The sequence below is a fragment of the Sphingomonas glacialis genome (assembly GCF_014653575.1).
Classification (GTDB): Bacteria; Pseudomonadota; Alphaproteobacteria; order Sphingomonadales; family Sphingomonadaceae; genus Sphingomonas; species Sphingomonas glacialis.
The window spans coordinates 496,914-513,886 of the sequence record NZ_BNAQ01000002.1 but is presented as its reverse complement, the minus strand read 5'-3'; the positions used below and the strand labels follow the sequence as shown (position 1 = coordinate 513,886).

Sequence of the window (16,973 nt, the reverse complement as noted above, 5' to 3'; positions counted from 1 at the left end):
GCTGCAGCGCCAGCCTTCAAAGCGGATACAGCGCGCCCACGACCCAACGCGTCTCACCGCGCAATACTGCCCAGGCGCGCGCGGCGGCGCGGCTGTCCATCGCCTCGACGCCGATGCCGAGCGCTTCGCACCCCCGCACGAAGCTCGGGGGCGGGCGCTGCATCGTCGCGCCAGTTCCGAGCAGCAGGAATTCCGGGCGCGGATCGAGCGCAAGCAGCGCGCCGAGCGCTTCGACCGTCAATGCTGCGATCGGCGGCGGCGCCCATTCCTCCGACCCGTCGGGCCAGATCCGCAGCGCACGGTACACGCCGATGAATTCGCCCGCCTCGACCTTGAAGCCACCGCCCGAAAAGGCGGTGATCAGCGGCCCGACGCCGCGCTCGCGCTCGACTCGCATCAGCGTGCCTTGGGCGTTCCGGCAGTTACGGCGGGGACGTCGTCGACCCGCGGATCGGGACGCAGGCCGAGCGTGATCAGCAGCGACGACGACACGTAGATCGACGAATAGGTGCCGACGAAGATGCCGAGGATCATCGCCGCGGTGAAGCCGCGCAGCACGTGACCGCCGAAGATCAGCAGCGCGAACAGCGCCAGCAGGATCGTTAGCGAGGTCATCACGGTGCGGGGCAGCGTCTCGTTGACCGAGAGATCGACGATGCTCGACATGTCCATCTTGCGATAGCGGCGCATGTTCTCGCGGATGCGGTCGTCGATCACGATCTTGTCGTTGATCGAATAGCCGATGATCGTGAGCACTGCGGCGACGATGTTGAGGTCGAATTCGTACCAGGTCAGCGCGAAGAAGCCCAAGGTCATCAGCACGTCGTGGACGATCGCGACGACGGTCGAGACGCCGAACTGCCATTCGAAACGGAAGATCGCGAACAGGCCAATGCCGACCACCGCGAGCACGACCGCGAGGATGCCCTTCCAGATCAGTTCGCCGGAGACCTTGCCGCTCACCGCATCCTGCTTGGAGAATTTGGCGTCGGGGAAATCCTTGACGATTGCGGCCTGCACCGTCGCGACGACGCGATCGGTCGCGTCCTTGGCCTGGCTCTTGACCGGCGGGAGCTTGATCGAAATCGTCTTTCCGTCAGTGCCCACGACCTGCAAGCGGGCATCGCCGAGGTTGAGCCGATCGATGGTGGTGCGCAACTTGTCGACCGACGGCGGAGTGGTGAACTTCTCCTCGATCATCAGACCGCCGACGAAATCGACGCCGAGGTTGAGCCCGCGCGCGAAGACGAGGCCGATCGCGGCGAGCGACAGCAGGATGGTCAGCCCGAACGCCCATTTGCGGAGCGAGACGAACGGCAGGTTGGTGTTGTCGGGAACGAGTTTCAGCAGGCGCATGTCACATCCTCGTCATGCCGGCGAACGCTGGCATCTTTTTGGGCGAGGGCGATGCCTGCCGCAGGGAGACCCCAGCTTTCGCTGGGGTGACGGAAAAAGGGGGTCATATGTGGATCTCGGTCGGGCGGTTCTTGCGAATCCACAGCACCACCAGCATCCGCGTGAAGGTCACCGAGGTGAACACCGAGGTGATGATGCCGATCAGCAGCACGACCGCGAAACCCTTCACCGGGCCCGAGCCGAGCATCAGCATGATCAGCCCCGAAATCGCGTGCGTCGCGTTCGCCTCGAAGATCGTCCGGCTCGCTTCCTTGTAGCCCAGTTCGACCGACTGGATCACGCTGCGACCGCGGCGGCGTTCCTCGCGGATGCGCTCGTTGATCAGCACGTTGGCGTCGACCGCGGTGCCGATCGTCAGCACGAACCCCGCAATCCCCGGCAGCGTCAGCGTACCGTTGAGAAGCGCGAGCACGCCCATGATGACGACGACGTTGATGACCACGGCATAGTCGGCATAGAAACCGAAGCGGCCATAGGTCGCGATCATGAACAGCACGACGAGGGCGACTGCGATGCCAGAGGCAAGCAGGCCCGCATGGATCGAATCCGCGCCAAGATCGGGGCCGACGGTGCGTTCCTCGACGACCTTGAGCGAGATCGGCAGCTTGCCCGAGCTCAGCGCGATCGCGAGATTGTTCGCCGATTCGACGGTGAACGAGCCGTGGATGTACCCCGAGCCGCCGAGGATCGGGGTGTCGATCTTCGGCGCTGAGATAACCTTGTCATCGACGATCACCGCGAAGCGGCGGCCGCCATTTTCCTGCGTCACGCGCGCAAACTTCTTGCCGCCCTCGCTATTGAAACCGAAGTTGACGATCGGCTCATTGGTGTCTTGCGCGAAGCCCTGGCTTGCGGTCAGCAACTGGTCGCCGGTGAGGATCGCCTGGCGCTTGACCAGGATCTGCGCGCCGGGGCCGGCCTCGGAATAGGGGAGTGCCTGGCTGCCCGCGGGGACGATGCCGCCGGGCACGTACGGCGTGTCGTCGACCATCTTGAATTCGAGCTTGGCGGTCTTGCCGAGCAGTTCGCGCAGCGCCTTGGGGTCCTTCAGACCCGGCACCTGGACGACGATACGGTCGTTGCCCTGGCGGACGATCGTCGGCTCCTTGGTGCCGAGCTTGTCGATGCGCGTGCGTACGACGTCAGTCGCGGTCGCCATCGCGGTGTTGATCGCCGCGGCGATGCCCGCCTGTGTCGGCGTCATCACGACGCGCGACGAGTCGACCACCTGCAAGTCCCAGTCGCGCTGGCCGGTGTATCCGACGCCGCCGGTGAGCTTGTTGAGCCGCTCGCGCGCGGCATCGAGCTGCGTCACGTCGCGCAGCAGGAAGCTGAGCTTGCCGCCGTCGGTCGCGATGTCGCCGATCGAGATCGGCGGGCCCTTCGCCATTTCGGTGACGATCTGCTCGCGCATCGCCTCGAGCCGGTTCTTGACCAGCTCGTCCGTGTCGGCCTCGATCAGCATGTAGCTGCCGCCGGCGAGATCGAGCCCGAGATTGACCTTGGGGTGCGGAAAGGCGCCCCATTTCGACGTGACCGAATCGGGCAGGAAACTCGGGATCGCCAGCGCCATCAGGCAGGCGAGGAACCCGAGGATCGAGACGACCTTCCAGCGCGGGAAATCGAGCATCGGATCAGTCGTTCGCGGGCTTGGAGCCGAGCGGCGTCACGTCGGCGAGCGTCGACTTGACGACCCGGATCTTGATCGACGGAGCGATCTCGACTTCGACGAACGCGTCCTCGACCTTGGTCACCTTGCCGAGCACGCCACCGGCCGTGACGACCGAATCGCCCTTCTTGACCGCGCCGATCGTCGCTGCCTGGTCACGCGCGCGCTTTTGCTGCGGGCGCAGGATCAGGAAGTAGAAGACGACGAAGACGAGCAGCAACGGCGCGAACTGGATGATCATCGCGAGGAAACCATCGGGGCCTGCGGCAGTGGCACCGGCGGTCTGGGCAAAGGCTGGGGTGGCGAACATGGGCTACCTTGGTAAGACTGGACCCGCCTGCGTTTCGACACGCGGGATCGCGCACCCTTTCGGGCACGCCACAAGCCCGCCGCGCTATCAGGTACGCTCCGCCCGCGCAACGCTAACTCGCCGACACCGCGTGCTCCGGGGGGCGGCAAAGGGCGACGTCAGGCCCGCGCCGATCCCACGCGACGGGTTGATCGCGCGCCGAAAGATCGTACCATTTCGGCTCTTCTTGTTGAGTAGCGAAGCCCGCGATGAAATCTCTCCTGACCTTAGCGCTCTTTCTGCTGGCGGTACCGAGCGTCGCCGCCGCCGATAGCGGGCGCGAGACGCTGATCCAGACCGCCTTTGTCGTGCGCGACCGCGGCGCCGCGCTGTCGCAGCTCGCCAGCGTCGAGGCGGCGGCCGCGTCGGCGCTCGCCAAGACGCCGGGTGACAGCGAAGCGTTGCTGTCGCGCGCAATGGCGACGAGCTATCGCGCCAAGCTGACGCACAGCCGGACCGAAGCGCTCTCCGCCAAAGCGCAATTCGAAGCGCTGGTGGCCAAGAACCCGCGCGATCCCGAAGCGCTTGCGGCGCTCGGCGCGTGGCATCTGAGCGCGGTCAAGGCGCTCGGTGCGATGGTCGCGCGCGGCGGGCTCGGCGCGCGCAAGGCGGTGGGTCTCGCGGTGATCGACCGCGCGCTCGCGGCGGGCGGCGACCGCGCGCTGTTCCCCGGGATCGCCGGGATGCTGCGGCTTGCGATCGATCCCGGCGATGCGCGCGGCATGGCGCTGATCGGGCAGTCGGTGCATGCCTCGGCCGCCACGACGATCGACCGGCTGATGCAACGCCGCGCGGCGCAGCTCGAACTGGTGCTCAAGGGCGGCGATGCCAAGCTGATCCAGGCGCTCGCCAATCGCTTGCTCCCGCTTGGCCAATTTGGTTGAGCTTTACCGCCAATTTTGCGAAGTGGCTTGCATCCAGACGCAGGTCAGCCTAGACGCGCCTCCCTCGGTCGGGGCGTAGCGCAGCCTGGTAGCGCATCACACTGGGGGTGTGGGGGTCGCAGGTTCGAATCCTGTCGCCCCGACCAGAGACACATTGCCTTACGAGCCTGTAAGGCTGTACCGCGATGAGAGTTTCCATCTCGGCAAGCTCCGTTTTTATCGTGGTCGCTCTGGCACTGTGGCAGCTTGGCTCCCGCGGTCGGGCTATTGCGATTCGTCCATGCGCAGGACGACAAAGCTCCAACGAAGTCTTAATCATTGCGCGCGTAGCATAGCGTGTCTCTAGGTTGGGAAAGCTTGAATGCGCCGGAAACTTCAATTGTTCGCAACCGGGATCGCGCTCACGGTCGCTTTCCCTGTCGGAGCCGAACCGATCTCGAGCGAGCTTCGAATTACCGGTGTGGTCCCGACCATTTGCAACGTGAGTTTTCGCGCTGGCATGGCCACGTCTACCGGGTCCGCGATCGATTTGGGGACTATGTCCCGCTTCTGCAACGATTCGGCTGGCTACCGGGTGGTGCTACAGACGCCACATGGCTTGTCCAATGCGACCTTCGTCTATGGCTCGGTCCGCGTACCGCTATCGGCCGACGGCGAAACCGTCATCATCGACAGCAGCCAGCCTGAACTCGGCGCCGAACCGGCGCGGATCGAAATCGACGGAAAGGCGGCCTTGCCCGACAATTTCAATCTCAGCGTCCGCGCGGAGCCGAAGGGCACCATCTACTAAGCGACGCGAATTACGGCGCCGTCGCTGTCGTCGCGGTGCAAGTCGATCCGGCATAGCCGTCGCTCGGGCGGAAGGTCAGCGTGATCGTGTCGCTATAGTCACCGGCCGGCTGGCTGGCGACCGCGGCCGGATCGAGCGCGACTTCGACGAGCTTGACGTCGCCCACTGGCATTTGCGTGACGGGGCAGGCGATCGTCGTTGCGCCGGGCACGGTGATCCCCGCATATTTGAGACGATAGCCGATCGCGCCGGTCTGATCGCGGCCGCGGCGTAGACGCTGGCCGTTGTCCGTCGCGATATCGACCGCATAGGGCAGCGTGCTGAGCGCGGTGACCGATGCGGTACGGACGAGCGCCGCGCCGTTGCCCAATTCGCCAAACGCGATCTCGCCGCGCTGCTGGCCGGTCCCGCCGACATAGGCCGATACGATCCGCGGCACGGTGACCGCAAGTTCGGTCTGGCCATTATACTGTTCCTGCTGCGTGCCGAACAGGTCGCTGCCGGCATAGCATTGGTAGCGGACCACCAGCCGCTCGGCATAGCGACCGGCATAGGCCTGCTGCCCGCGCCCGATACTGAGCCGGAAGACCGTCTCGCTCATATCGCGCGCGCGTGCAAAGCCGACGCGCGCCGAATTGAGATCGGTCACCGACTCGGCGGTCGTCACGAACACGCGCCGCCCGCGATCCTCGATCCAGTCGATCGTGTAGAGATCGGGACCGTCGGTCCCGAACTTCGGCGCGCCGTTGCGCCCGGTCGAATCGACCAGGAGGAAGCGAACCGAGCTGACATTCGGATCGGTGCGCACCACGCGCAGCGTGAACACATCGACATATTCGGACGGGCTGAACGGGTTGTACGTCCGCTGGATCCCCTGGTTGAGGATCTCGAACTGCGCGCAATTGGTCGGGCCGGCCCAGGCTGCTACCGGGCTCGCCAGCATCGCCGCGGCGATAAGGATAGAAGCGCGCATCATTTCGTCTCCAGCTTCACATCGTTCAGGCGCACCACGCCGCTTGCATCCTTGGCGATCTCGATGATCGCGCTGCTCTTGGGCTCGGTCGGCATTTCGATCCGCCACTTGCCGGGGCGCAAACCCGACAGGCCGAAGCGGCCTTCGCGATTGGTGAACACCGTCACCGGCTTGGCGCCGGGCTTGGCGAGCTCGAACGCTTCGCCCGCGAGCAGGCTGACCGGCGACCCGTCCTCGAGCTTGAAGGTGCCGATCGCGGTGATCGAATAATCGGATCCGACGGTGACGAGATACCCGGCCTTGTACGGCGGATAGACGCGAATGTTGCCGGCGCCCAGATCATAGCCCGCGGGCGCCTTGGGCGCGTCGAAGGTGACGACGCGGTCGGCAAAGGCCGACAGATCGTTTGCGACCGCGCCGCCGAGCAAGCCCGAGCGCGCGGTATAATGCCCGTCGGACGGATTGACGACGACTTGCGTGCCCTTCAGCGAGCGATGCGGCGTGACCAGCGCGAACCCGTCATAGACCGGCCGCGAGATCGCGAAATGGCCATCGGCGAACACCAGCGCGGTGCCGAGCCGTGCCGAGGTGCGCTGATCGGTGACCTTGAACCCGCCAGAATCGAAAGCCGTGGTGTGCGAGACCGCGAGCTCGGCGCGATTGGCGGTATAGCTGACGCCGCCGTCAACCCCGAACGCGCCCTGGCCGTAATCGGCGTTGACCGCGAGCGAGGTGGCGCCGACGCCGGTGCCCGACGAGGTCTGATAGCCGATCCGGCCGCGTCCGCCGCGCGATTCATATTCGGCAGTGGCGCTGCTGCGCCCGCCCAGCCGCAATGTGAGGCCGAGGCGCCCGCCATAGGACGAACCGCCGACGTTGCGATTGTCGTAAAGGCCCTGCGCCTGCAGGTTGAGTCGTTGCGACAGGCGGAAACCGTAGGTCAGCCGCGCCGATTGCTGGTCCGAAAAGCCGCTGCGCCCCTTCGAATAGCGGCCGTCGACCGAAACGAACTGGAACTCGCCGATCGCCTGCGAATAGGTCGCGCCGGCCTCGAAGGCATAGCGATTGTCGGCCGCGATATCGTTCGGGGTCGCGAATTTGGGGCTGCGCGTTTCGAACGTCAGTGCAAACGCCTTGCCGCGCGACCCAGTGCCGCCGAACGTCCGCTGGATCGAGGCATTGAGCGCATAGCCCGTGCCGACGCCGCTGACACGCGAGGCGGCAAGATCGAATCCCACCGTCCCGAGCGGGCTCGCCCAGACGACCTCGACCCCCGCCGTCGCGCCGCGCTTCTGTGCCTGGAAATTGGCGCCGGCGGTGAGCGTGTCGGAGATGCCGCGCCGGATGAACCCGCTCGCGACCGGCTGGTTGAAGCGATAGTTGCGCCCGGTATTGGTCGTCGGCGCGAGCACACCGCCATAGACGCCGAACTCGGTGAGGCCCTTGGCGAGCAGCGTGCGGTCGAAGAACAGCGAGAATTCGAGCGTTTCCTGCCGCCCGCTGTCGTCGGTAATCTGCAATCGGACGTCGTTGAGGCCCTGCACGAACGGGAAATCGCGGACGTTGTAGGTGCCGGGCTCGAGCCGGATCTGCCGGATCTGCTGGCCGTTGATGAAGGCGACGACGTTCGACGGGCGCAGGACGGTGAAGGTCTGGCTGCCCGTCGGCTGGACGTTGCGCTGCGGCTGCAGCACCGAGTAGGTGCGCGCGAACGACACGCCCGCCATTTGTGGCGCACCCGAGAAACCGCGCGTCACTGGCAGCAGATCGCCGACGGTTACCCGTGCGAGCAGCCGATCATTGTCATAGACGAAGCGCGTGCCCTCGCGCTGGAAGAGCGTCGGCGAACCACGCTGGCCGATCTGCAGCGTGCCTTCGCCCTCGAGCACGACGCCGTGCGCGCGCAGCGCCCAATCGGTCGAGACGATCGGGCTCTGCAGGCCGCGGTTCGAACCCTGCCATTCATAATCGGCGCTCGTCCGCAGATTGACGTAGCCCGCGACTCCGGCGGGGCGGTCGACGTCGCCGACGACGTCCTGGCTCAACTGCGCGAGGCGGACGTCGCGCCGCGTCCGCGCAGTCGGCGGAATGACGATGACCAGCCCGATCGTCTGGGGATCGTAACTGATGAGATAGCCGAACGCCGAGAATTGCTCGACTGGCGTATCGCCCAACCCGCCGAGCCCGCTGGCCAATTTGTCATAGGCGAGTGGATCGATGACGGGCTTGACCGCCTTGAGCACTGCCGGCGCGTTGACCAGGACATGATCGTCGCGCGTCAGCGTGAACGGCACTTCGCCCAGCGCGAACGGCCCGTCGCGGAGCGGCGCGGTGAGCACGATGTCGCGTCCGGTCGGATTGAGCTTGGGGCCGGTGGCGTCGGCCGGCGCCGCTGGCGGAGGCGCCGCGGACCGCTGCGGTTGCGGCGCGTCGCCGAGGAACGCATTGCTGCCGCCCGACACCACTGGCGCACCTGCATCTGCGGCGAATTTCGGCAGCAGCGGTCCACGGTCGCGCCCGGGCGGCGGCGCGGTGGTCCCCGCGGCTCGGGCATCGCAGATCAGGTGGCAGAGCTGCGCGCGCGGCTCGGCGCGGTCCGGCCGCCACGGCACCGTTCGATCGACGAACAGGGTGGAGCGGGCCGCAGCCGGAGCTTCGGCGAGCAGCAACGCGCTGCTCGCCAACAGCGCTGCCATCACGCTAGCGCCGTGATTTGGACGTGTAGACTGCCTCAACTGACCCCCCGTCGAGCGGCAACTCTAAAGGAGTCTGCAGCTTCCGTACTTGCCCCGCCCCAACCAGACCGTATCCAAACTGCTGCTGGATTTCGGCGCTGTTCATCGACTTCTTGAAGACTTCCTTGCCTTGCCGGTCCTTCTGCAAGATTTTCAGCGTTCCTTCGGCCAGATAGCCATAGGTGTTCGACTGGTTCTGCAGGTTGAGCAGCAAGCGAACCTTGCCATCCACCCCTTTGACCGCTTCGGCCGACTTGACCTCGATCGCCGATTTCGCCCCCGGCGCGGCGACGCTAACGATCACCTGGAAATTGTAGAGGATCTGCACCGCCGACTGGCCGGCGGGCAGCTTCACGGGCAATTGCGCCACGGTCAGGAAGAAGTGCCGGCTGGTCTTGATGTCGGGATCGCCGATCCACTGAATGCGGAACGATTGTGATCGCCCCGGCGGCACGATCGCCTGCGGTGGGAAGATCAGCAGATCCTTCGCCTCCCGGGTCGAGGCGACGAGCGCCCCGTCCTTGAAATCGGATTCGGTCGCACGCAGTTCGATCGGCAGCGGGGTCGTGAACGAATTCTCGACCGTCACCACTTGCGACGTACGGCTGCCGGTCGTCGACAGATCGACGATCACCGGCTGAACCGTCATCGCCACCGCCGCCGCCGCGAAGATCGCGACGCCGACGGTAAATATCAGCATCATGCGCAAGCGCGCCAGGTACGTCACGTAATGTCCCCCCCACCCATCCTGATCAGGATGTTGCTTCGACCCGTATCGTTACGGTGTCGTTGTAAATGCCCGCGACGAGCGGCGTGCCGCCGCCGGGAATGCGAATGCCGATCTGCGCGGTGCCGGTCGCAGCGTTGCCGACAAGCGTCTGCACCGTGCGTGCCGTGCTGGTATCGAACCCCGCGCTGGTCCCGGCCCATTCCAGCGACACGCTGAAATCGAGCCGGTTGCGCAAGGCGCCGGTCGGGCCGCTGGTCGCTTCGTTCACCAGCCCGCCATTGCGGCTTTCGATCTGGATGCGGTGCGCGGTGTTGCAGGTGATCGGCAACGCGATGCGAATGGCGGCCGGATTGGGCACGCCGGTTAGCGGATTGATGAACCCGGGGCCGCCCAGCGCGACGTCGAGACCGCCCGATTGCGCGACGGTGACGCGCGCATTGTCCTGCTCGGTCGCGCTCGGCGATCCGATGACGCAGCCGGGCGGCGCGGTACCCTCGACCACCAGATCGCGCGCGCCGGCAGTGCCTTCGCCCGACAGCACGCCCGCCGAGCTGGTTTGCGCAAATGTCGCGGTCGGGAGCGCGATCGTCAGCGTCGCGAGCAGGAGCGCGATCCGCATCATTGCGCTCCCAGCGTGACGGTGAGGGTGTCGGTATAGTCGCCCGCGACGAGCGGCGCATTGGCCAGCGCGTTGGTCGCGCCGGGCAGGACGCGGAAATCGATCGTGATCGTCCCGGCCGCCGCCGTCGCCGAGCTGAAACCCGCCGATTTGGGTGCGCGCGTTGTCGCATCGGCGTCCAGGCGAACGCTGTTTTCCTGCCACGTGACATCGGCGAGATAGGGAACGGCATTGCCGAAGCCATTGGGCGTCGGCGTGCCGATTGTCTGGCGCCACAGCCCGTTGTTCCGCGACGCGACCGTCAGCGTGTAGGGATAGTTGCACGCGGCATCGAAGGCGAGTGATGCGCGCACCGGCCGGGTCGACAGGTTGGTCGGATCGGTCAGCGCTGCGATCCGCAGGATCCGTCCGGTCAGCGCGTTGACGTTGAGCGCCGCGCTGCCCGTGTCGAGCCGCGGGTCGCCGAGGATGCAAAGATCGGGCACGCTGCCGGTGACGGGGAGCGCCGACGTCGGTTGCGGTGCTGCAGGCGCGATCTGCGCAGTGGCCGGCATCGCGCATGCCATCAGCAGGAGCGCGGGTGCGAGGCGAACGGGCAGGGCGGTCATGGCAGCGGCCTCAAGGTCACGCGGATCGCGCCGAGATAGGCACGGCTCGCCAGCGGACGCGTGGCGCTGCCCTCGCGCAGCCGGAAATCGCTGGCGGTGATAATGAGCGGGACGACGCGCGGATCGGGGGCGGTCTGCACCGCGTCGCGCTGGGTGGTCGCGCCGTCGGTACGATAGGTTGCTGCGATATCGGTCCAGCCCGACGCGGTTGCAGTATAGTGGATGGCGTTCGTGAAGCCGCTGCGCAATTGCGCGGTCGCGCCTTGCGGGGTCAGTTCGATCGCGGAAATCTCGATTTCGGATGGAGCGTTGCACCAGGTGTCGCCGAGTTCCTTCTGCGGCGGCGCGAGATTGCGGCGCAGCAAGCCGGTCTGCGTATCGATCAGCACGCCCAGATCGAAGCTGCCGCGCGTATCGGTCGATCCGCCGATCTGGCACACGGGTGGCACGCCGCCGACGAAACGGACGGTGACGCTGTCGGGTCCGGTCGGGTCGGTCTGGGCATGGGCAGGCATCGCCGTCGCCAGCAGCGCCATTGCTCCAAGACAGAACCGGAAATCGCTCAACGCGGTACTTTCGACGGAAGGAAAAAGGCCGGGGCGGGAGGATCCCGCCCCGGCGGGTAGTCTTACAGGCCAGGCGTCAGCGTCAGCGTGACGGTGCTGGTGTAATTGCCGGCGACCAGACGGGCGGTCGACGTGTCGTAGCTTGCGCGCGGCAGCGTGCCGGCGCCGGCAAGCGAGGTTGCGCTCGAGGCGGCACCGAAGTTCACGAAGGTCAGCGCCGCGCCCGTACCAGTCGGGCCAAAGCGACCGACGGTTGGACCGCCGGTGCCATCTTCGGTGGCTTCGATCAGATCGTCCGAGCGATCCGAGCGGGTCAGGCCTTCGATCTTGAGCGCGAGGTCATAGACGATGTTCTGCGCGAAACCGCTGTCGGTCAGGCCACCGGACGAGCCATCCTTCTGCAGCGACGTGCGCGTCAGCACGACCCCGTTGCCGCCGCCGTTGCACCAGGCCTTCATGTTGAGGCCGGTCAGTGCGCTGCCAATCGTCGTGCCGACATTATCACGCGCTTGGCCATTGCTGTTGGTGAGATCGTAATTGGCAAGCGTGACGGTCTGGTCGTCGGCCGCGATGTTGCACTTGGCGGGGGTGTTAGCCTGAACCGTGACGGCGACATCATGGTTGTTCGAGGACTCCTCCGCGAAGGCGGGGGTGGCGATGACGGCCGTTGCGGCCGCGAGGATATAAAGCGTCTTCATGATGATAGTCCTTTCACTGATGGATTATGGGCGAGGGTGGATCAGTTCGGGGTCAGCGTAAGCGTGACGGTGCCCGAGTAGGTGCCAGCGACCATGCGCGCCGCATTGTTCTCGAAACCGTTGAACGCAGCGCGGCTGACTTCAGCGCCGCCCTGGCCGTTGCTGACCGCCGCGACCGACGTGCCGGGTTCGGTGACGAAGCTGATCTTCGAACCCTGGCCGGTCGGACCGAAGGCGGGAACGGCGATGCCCGAGCCGGCGCCGATGCCAGGGCCGTTGGCCGGGCCATCGCTCGTGCCGTCGAAGAACGCTGCGCCATCGCGCGTCGCGCCTTCGATCAGCACGTTGAGATCGTAGACGATCGCCTGGTTGAAGCCATTTGCCGCGTTGCCATTGCCGGTGATCAGCGCCGAACGCGAAACCGCAACGCCGTTGCGGGCCCCGTTGCACCAGGCCTTCAGCTGGAGGCCGCTAAGGGCAGTCGCTACCTTCTGGTCGACGTCAGCGCGAACTTTGCCCTGGCCGTCGGTCAGGTCATAGCCTGTCAGGATAATCGTCGAATCGTCGGCAGCGATGTTGCACTTTGGCGGCGTAGTGCCCTGCACGGTCAGCGTGACGTCGTGATTGTTGCTGTCCTGCGCGAAGGCAGGCGTGGCGATCGCGGCGACGGCCGCGGTCGCGAGGATGGTGATGGTCTTCATGTCGTAGGTCTCCCACCTGGTTGCTGCGCTCGACTATCGTTCCGATCGCAGCCGCGCGGTGCGACCTTGATTGGACTCCTGTTGGACGGAGCGCGCGTCCAACGTTGGAATGGCGGGATCACCAGCGCAGGGGCGCGGCGCATCATGTGCGCGGCCCGACGACGATGGTGAGCGTATCCTGATAAGTGCCCGCGGCGCGGCGGATGCCGTCGTCGCCGCCGCGCCAGCCGACGATGACGCGGCCGTTGCGGCGGATCGCGGTGCGGCGGCCCGACGACAGGCCCTGGCCGGCGACAGTGCCGTAGAACGGACAGGCGCTGCCGGCCGCGACGAGGTCGGCGGCATCGCAGGGCCGCGTCGCGATCGGCGCATCGTCGGTTTCGAGCGCCAGCGCGACCGAATAGGCCTTGCGGTTCGAAAAGCCCGTTTCGGTCCGGCCGACAGGGCCCGCGCGCGTCGGATCGTCGAGCACCATCGCCCCGTTGCTCGAGCTCACCGCGATCGCGAAGGGCGTGTTGCAATCGAGCTGAAAATCGAAACCGAGGGTCTGCGCGGTTTCGAGGTCGGGCAAGGCGGCGCTCGCCAGTGTTGCGGGACCGCGGGCAATGCCGCACCGCTCGGCGATCGTCGCGGTAACGTCGATCGCGATATGGTCGGCGTCGGCGGCAAAGGCGGTCGACGGCGCCACGAGCGCGATCGCCAATGCCCATGCCTTTCCACGACCGTATGCCATCGGTTTGCAAGCCCCCGTTGCCAGCCCCGGGGTCCGCCTCGACTCGACGAGGTCAGTTCCGAGCTGGTAAAGAAAGCGTTAAGGGCGGGACCGATCCGGCCGCATCACCACCATTGATTAGAGACTTATTTAAAACGGGATATTAACCTTACATGCCGGGCTCCGCCGCGGCATCTGTCCCTTATTGACACGTTAAGAACATCATAGCGCGACCGGAACCGGATGGCCGAGCGCGCAGAGGGGAGAGGCGGGGCGCAATGTCGATCGAGTCGCGGACGATCGACGTGGCAATCGTCGGCGGGGGATTACACGGAAGTCTGGTCGCCCTGGCACTGGCGCGCTGGCGGCCCGAGGCGCGGGTCCTCCTCATCGAAGCGTGCGATCGCTTCGGCGGTGGCCCGATCGCGCCGTTCCGGCTGCGCGACGTAGGGACGGCGATGTCGCTGGTCATCGAGCCCCTGATCGTCGGGGAATGGCCGCGCTACTATGTCGAGCTGGGCGACGAGACGCACAGCGTGGCCGACGCGCTTGGTTTGATCGACCCGGCACAACTCCATGCCGAAGTGTTTGCCCACCTTGGCTCGGCGCGATGCTGGCGCAACGTCTCGGCGATTCCTCGCGGCGACCAGATCATCGCGACGCCGCGCGGCGAAATTCGGGCCGGCCTCGTGCTCGATCTCCGACCACCGCCGCCCACCGCGGGGCCAGCGATCCTGGCCACCATGATCGATTATCGCAGTCCCGATCCGCTCGGGCTTCGCTACCCTATTCTGCTCGACTCGGTGCTCGCGGGGCGGACCGGGGCGGCAGTCTGGCAGTATTTCCCGATCGGACGGCACGGCGTGATGGCGCGCGCCTTACGCTTCGATGCGACACCGCTTACTTTGCCGGTGCGCTTTGCGGTCACGACCCTGCGGGCGCCGCGCGAGATTGCGCTGTCCTTTGCCGCCGATCCGCGCTGGTCATCGCTTCCGCCGCATCCGCTGCTGCCGTCGGCGATGGGATCGGCGGCGGCGCTGGCCCAGGCCGTCATCGCGCTCCCCGAATGGACGCCGGCAGCCTATGCCGCGGCTCGCGCACGCGCGGCCGCAAAGATTGCGCCCGCAGTCGCCGCGCGCGCCGCGTTGTTCGCCACGCTGCGCGATGATCCCGATCGTCGCTGCACGGTCCTCGCCGAGATGGCGATGGATATGACGGTGTGACGGCCGGACCGGTCTAAGCGGGCATGCGCGCGACTGGCGCAGCAGCGCTCTGCAGCGCTGGCCTGAGCGTCGGCAACGGCAGCCAGTGCGTGGGCACAACCGCGCGGCAGAGATCGTCGCTCCACCAGCATGCGGGTTGACCAGAACTTTCGGCGAGCCACTGGCAGCGACCGATCAACGTGAGGCGATCACCGTCGGCAACCGCGAAGAGAATCTCGCTGCCATCGGTCTGCGCAGAAGAAATGACACGCCAATATTGCATAGGAGGATTCTGCAGCGCCACTATTCTGTCGAAACCGAACGCTATCCCAGCGCGGCGCGCGTATCAATATGCATCACCAATATTGGTGATGACCGGGGCGCCGCGCGGGTGATCGCAGGTCACAGCACATAGGCCATGACCTTGTGGAACAGTCCTTCGCGCGACGAGACATCGAGCTTTGCGTAGATCGACCTGATTTGGGTACGCACTGTATCGAGCGAGACCCCGTGACATTCGGCGATGCCGTCGGCGACGCTGCCATTCAGCAACTTCAGCAGCACCGCATGTTCGGCCTTGGTGAGATCGAACACCCGGCTGAGATTGGCAAAGCGCGGCGTTTCGGTGCGCCAGAAGGTGACGGCGATGAGCGGTCGATCGAGATCGCTGAGGCGGCGGATCTGCATCACGATATGATTGTCGTCTGCGCTGAGCAATTCCCAGCAGCGCGTCGTATCGGTACCGGCACCGATCGCATCGACCAGCTGCGCCTGTTGCGCGCTATCGACCGCGCCCAGCGCGGCCTTGCGCACTTCGAGATCGTGACGCTGCGCCAGGAACGAGTCCGCGGCTTCGTTAGCCCAGACGAGTCGCAGGTTGCGATCGACCAGCACACGCGGCACGGGATCGGTCATCAGCCAGTGGCACAGGCTGCCGTCATGCGACGCGGGTGCCTCGGCCGCGTGGCTCCGCGCGAAAATAGGAGGTGCGCTCTGCAAAGGTATGGAACGCTCGACTACCATGCGCAGCGCCGTCCCAACCCCGTGCATCGGCTCGACGCACACGGTTTTGCGCAAAAGTCTGTAGAGCTCGCGCGTGCTTGTTCGACGCCCGTTCGAAACGGCCCATCGTTACTATCCCCGTCCTTGTTACCCGTGGTTGCTCCATTTTATTGTTAATGGTTGCTTAACCGCGGCAATTACGTCGCATGTGTAACGATAGAATGACAAGAGCAAAATAGTTGAAGAACCGTACCGAGTCAGGACGCCAGATCGCGAGCCGTTTGCGCGCCGACGAGACCGCGATATTCGCGCGGCGTCATGCCGAAGCGCGTGCGGAAACTGCGGCTCAAGTGCGAAGCGTCGCTAAACCCCAGCCGGTGCGCAATGGCGCCGATCGTTTCGCCGCGGTCGACTTCGGCGATTGCGGTCCGCGCCCGCTCCAGGCGCTGCGAGACGATATAGGCATGCAGGCCACCCGTCTCGGCGAACGCGGCGAATAGCCGCGCACGCGGCACGCCAAGCACCTCTGACAAATTCGCCGCGGTGATATTGCCGGCTCCCAGTCGCCGTTCGATCTCTTCCTTGGCGCGCGACAGCAGAGCCTGTTCGGGCGACGTCCTCGGCGTTTCGCCCGGCGCGACGTCGCCAACCAATATCTCGATCAAATCGAGGAAGACGCGACCGAGCGCGGGCGCCAGCGCGGCGCTCAGCCGCGGGAGCGATCGACGCACCTGCGCAGCGTGCGCGAACAGCATGTCGCTTTTCGGTGGGGAAACGACAAGACCGTGAAGCGCGCTGAGCGGCCCGAAACGCGCGTGGGCGACGGCGCGCGGGATGATGACGGCATAGGTCTTGCTGGCGGTAGAGACGTGCAGCGACGGCAGACCGAGATCGTGGAAATGCAGCGATCCAGCGGGTTCGTAAAAGGCTTGCCCGTTCATATCCCCCTGCGCCAGCCCTTCGATCATCAGATTGATGATGATGGGATCGAAATCCGACTCGCGAATGTCTTCCTTGCGGCGTTCCCAGCGCTGTCCGGTGATCTCCGTGTAGACGAACGTCACCTCGCCCAGTTGGGATGCTTCCCAGCATGTGTTGAATGGCTCGGTAGGTTCGGTACGGTAGACGGCTCTCTCGCGGGGCCAATTGCGCATGCGCCAAGCCCGATAGCGGTCCTCCGCAGGCAAACCCCCGGTTGAATAATAGTCGATTGGAATCGTGGTCGCCGCCGCTTCGTTCTGCTCGTTGCGGCAAGCGCTCATGGGCGACACGGAGTCGATAGCGGCAGGTGGAATTCTTCGCGTTATCGAACCATCAAC

At 65.7% G+C, this 16,973-nt stretch carries 19 protein-coding genes and 1 tRNA gene; 5 read left to right on the top strand and 15 right to left on the bottom strand.

Going from position 1 to position 16,973, the window contains the following annotated elements; genetic code table 11:
• Positions 1–16: 16 nt before the first annotated feature.
• The 4 genes from IE187_RS09050 to yajC form a co-directional block, all read right to left on the bottom strand.
• On the bottom strand, positions 17–397 hold the full coding sequence (locus IE187_RS09050; protein ID WP_189675960.1) for an Mth938-like domain-containing protein: 381 nt from the start codon (positions 395–397) through the stop codon (positions 17–19).
• Positions 397–1,356: a protein translocase subunit SecF gene (gene secF, locus IE187_RS09045; protein ID WP_189675959.1), complete on the bottom strand. Its 960-nt coding sequence runs from the start codon at positions 1,354–1,356 to the stop codon at positions 397–399. Before secF ends, IE187_RS09050 begins: the two co-directional genes overlap by 1 nt.
• Positions 1,357–1,459: 103 nt before the next feature.
• The gene (secD, locus tag IE187_RS09040; protein WP_189675958.1) at positions 1,460–3,046 is read right to left on the bottom strand and encodes a protein translocase subunit SecD; all 1,587 of its coding nucleotides are present in this window, start codon (positions 3,044–3,046) and stop codon (positions 1,460–1,462) included.
• 4 nt (positions 3,047–3,050) lie between these two features.
• Positions 3,051–3,395, bottom strand: a complete 345-nt coding sequence (yajC, locus tag IE187_RS09035) for a preprotein translocase subunit YajC (RefSeq protein ID WP_133186118.1) — start codon at positions 3,393–3,395, stop codon at positions 3,051–3,053.
• A 248-nt stretch (positions 3,396–3,643) separates the two neighbouring features.
• Between yajC and IE187_RS09030 the strand changes: the two genes are divergently transcribed.
• The 3 genes from IE187_RS09030 (at position 3,644) to IE187_RS09020 (ending at position 5,108) form a co-directional block, all read left to right on the top strand.
• Positions 3,644–4,318: a hypothetical protein gene (locus IE187_RS09030; RefSeq protein WP_189675957.1), complete on the top strand. Its 675-nt coding sequence runs from the start codon at positions 3,644–3,646 to the stop codon at positions 4,316–4,318.
• A 69-nt stretch (positions 4,319–4,387) separates the two neighbouring features.
• Positions 4,388–4,464: transfer RNA gene (locus IE187_RS09025), tRNA-Pro, on the top strand.
• 215 nt (positions 4,465–4,679) lie between these two features.
• Entirely contained in the window at positions 4,680–5,108 is a 429-nt protein-coding gene (locus IE187_RS09020) for a hypothetical protein (protein WP_189675956.1), read from the top strand.
• A 10-nt stretch (positions 5,109–5,118) separates the two neighbouring features.
• Here the strand turns inward: IE187_RS09020 and IE187_RS09015 are convergent, their stop codons facing one another.
• The 9 genes from IE187_RS09015 to IE187_RS08975 all read right to left on the bottom strand — a co-directional run bounded on the left by IE187_RS09015 (position 5,119) and on the right by IE187_RS08975 (position 13,441).
• Positions 5,119–6,084: a hypothetical protein gene (locus tag IE187_RS09015; RefSeq protein ID WP_189675955.1), complete on the bottom strand. Its 966-nt coding sequence runs from the start codon at positions 6,082–6,084 to the stop codon at positions 5,119–5,121.
• Complete coding sequence (locus IE187_RS09010) at positions 6,081–8,777, bottom strand: fimbria/pilus outer membrane usher protein (RefSeq protein WP_189675954.1); 2,697 nt, start codon at positions 8,775–8,777, stop codon at positions 6,081–6,083. Before IE187_RS09010 ends, IE187_RS09015 begins: the two co-directional genes overlap by 4 nt.
• Before the next feature lie 4 nt (positions 8,778–8,781).
• Positions 8,782–9,519, bottom strand: a complete 738-nt coding sequence (locus IE187_RS09005) for a fimbrial biogenesis chaperone (RefSeq protein WP_189675953.1) — start codon at positions 9,517–9,519, stop codon at positions 8,782–8,784.
• Positions 9,520–9,568: 49 nt separating this feature from the next.
• The gene (locus tag IE187_RS09000) at positions 9,569–10,165 is read right to left on the bottom strand and encodes a hypothetical protein (protein ID WP_189675952.1); all 597 of its coding nucleotides are present in this window, start codon (positions 10,163–10,165) and stop codon (positions 9,569–9,571) included.
• Positions 10,165–10,773: a hypothetical protein gene (locus IE187_RS08995; protein ID WP_133186132.1), complete on the bottom strand. Its 609-nt coding sequence runs from the start codon at positions 10,771–10,773 to the stop codon at positions 10,165–10,167. Before IE187_RS08995 ends, IE187_RS09000 begins: the two co-directional genes overlap by 1 nt.
• Complete coding sequence (locus IE187_RS08990; RefSeq protein WP_165954423.1) at positions 10,770–11,288, bottom strand: hypothetical protein; 519 nt, start codon at positions 11,286–11,288, stop codon at positions 10,770–10,772. Before IE187_RS08990 ends, IE187_RS08995 begins: the two co-directional genes overlap by 4 nt.
• A 113-nt stretch (positions 11,289–11,401) precedes the next feature.
• On the bottom strand, positions 11,402–12,037 hold the full coding sequence (locus tag IE187_RS08985; RefSeq protein ID WP_189675951.1) for a hypothetical protein: 636 nt from the start codon (positions 12,035–12,037) through the stop codon (positions 11,402–11,404).
• Positions 12,038–12,078: 41 nt separating this feature from the next.
• Positions 12,079–12,738, bottom strand: a complete 660-nt coding sequence (locus IE187_RS08980; protein ID WP_189675950.1) for a hypothetical protein — start codon at positions 12,736–12,738, stop codon at positions 12,079–12,081.
• Between the two features lie 142 nt (positions 12,739–12,880).
• Entirely contained in the window at positions 12,881–13,441 is a 561-nt protein-coding gene (locus tag IE187_RS08975; protein WP_189675949.1) for a hypothetical protein, read from the bottom strand.
• A 287-nt stretch (positions 13,442–13,728) separates the two neighbouring features.
• Here IE187_RS08975 and IE187_RS08970 point away from each other — a divergent pair, with 287 nt between their 5' ends.
• Both IE187_RS08970 and IE187_RS08965 read left to right on the top strand, forming a co-directional pair.
• Positions 13,729–14,673, top strand: a complete 945-nt coding sequence (locus IE187_RS08970; protein ID WP_189675948.1) for a lycopene cyclase family protein — start codon at positions 13,729–13,731, stop codon at positions 14,671–14,673.
• A 136-nt stretch (positions 14,674–14,809) separates the two neighbouring features.
• On the top strand, positions 14,810–15,067 hold the full coding sequence (locus IE187_RS08965; RefSeq protein ID WP_189675947.1) for a hypothetical protein: 258 nt from the start codon (positions 14,810–14,812) through the stop codon (positions 15,065–15,067).
• Here the strand turns inward: IE187_RS08965 and IE187_RS08960 are convergent.
• Positions 15,055–15,675, bottom strand: a complete 621-nt coding sequence (locus tag IE187_RS08960) for a helix-turn-helix transcriptional regulator (RefSeq protein WP_189675946.1) — start codon at positions 15,673–15,675, stop codon at positions 15,055–15,057. The genes IE187_RS08965 and IE187_RS08960 overlap by 13 nt on opposite strands.
• A gap of 236 nt (positions 15,676–15,911) precedes the next feature.
• Positions 15,912–16,808 carry a helix-turn-helix transcriptional regulator gene (locus IE187_RS08955; protein WP_189675945.1) on the bottom strand — a complete coding sequence of 299 codons (897 nt, stop codon included), beginning with the start codon at positions 16,806–16,808 and terminating at the stop codon, positions 15,912–15,914.
• Positions 16,809–16,973 lie beyond the last annotated feature (165 nt).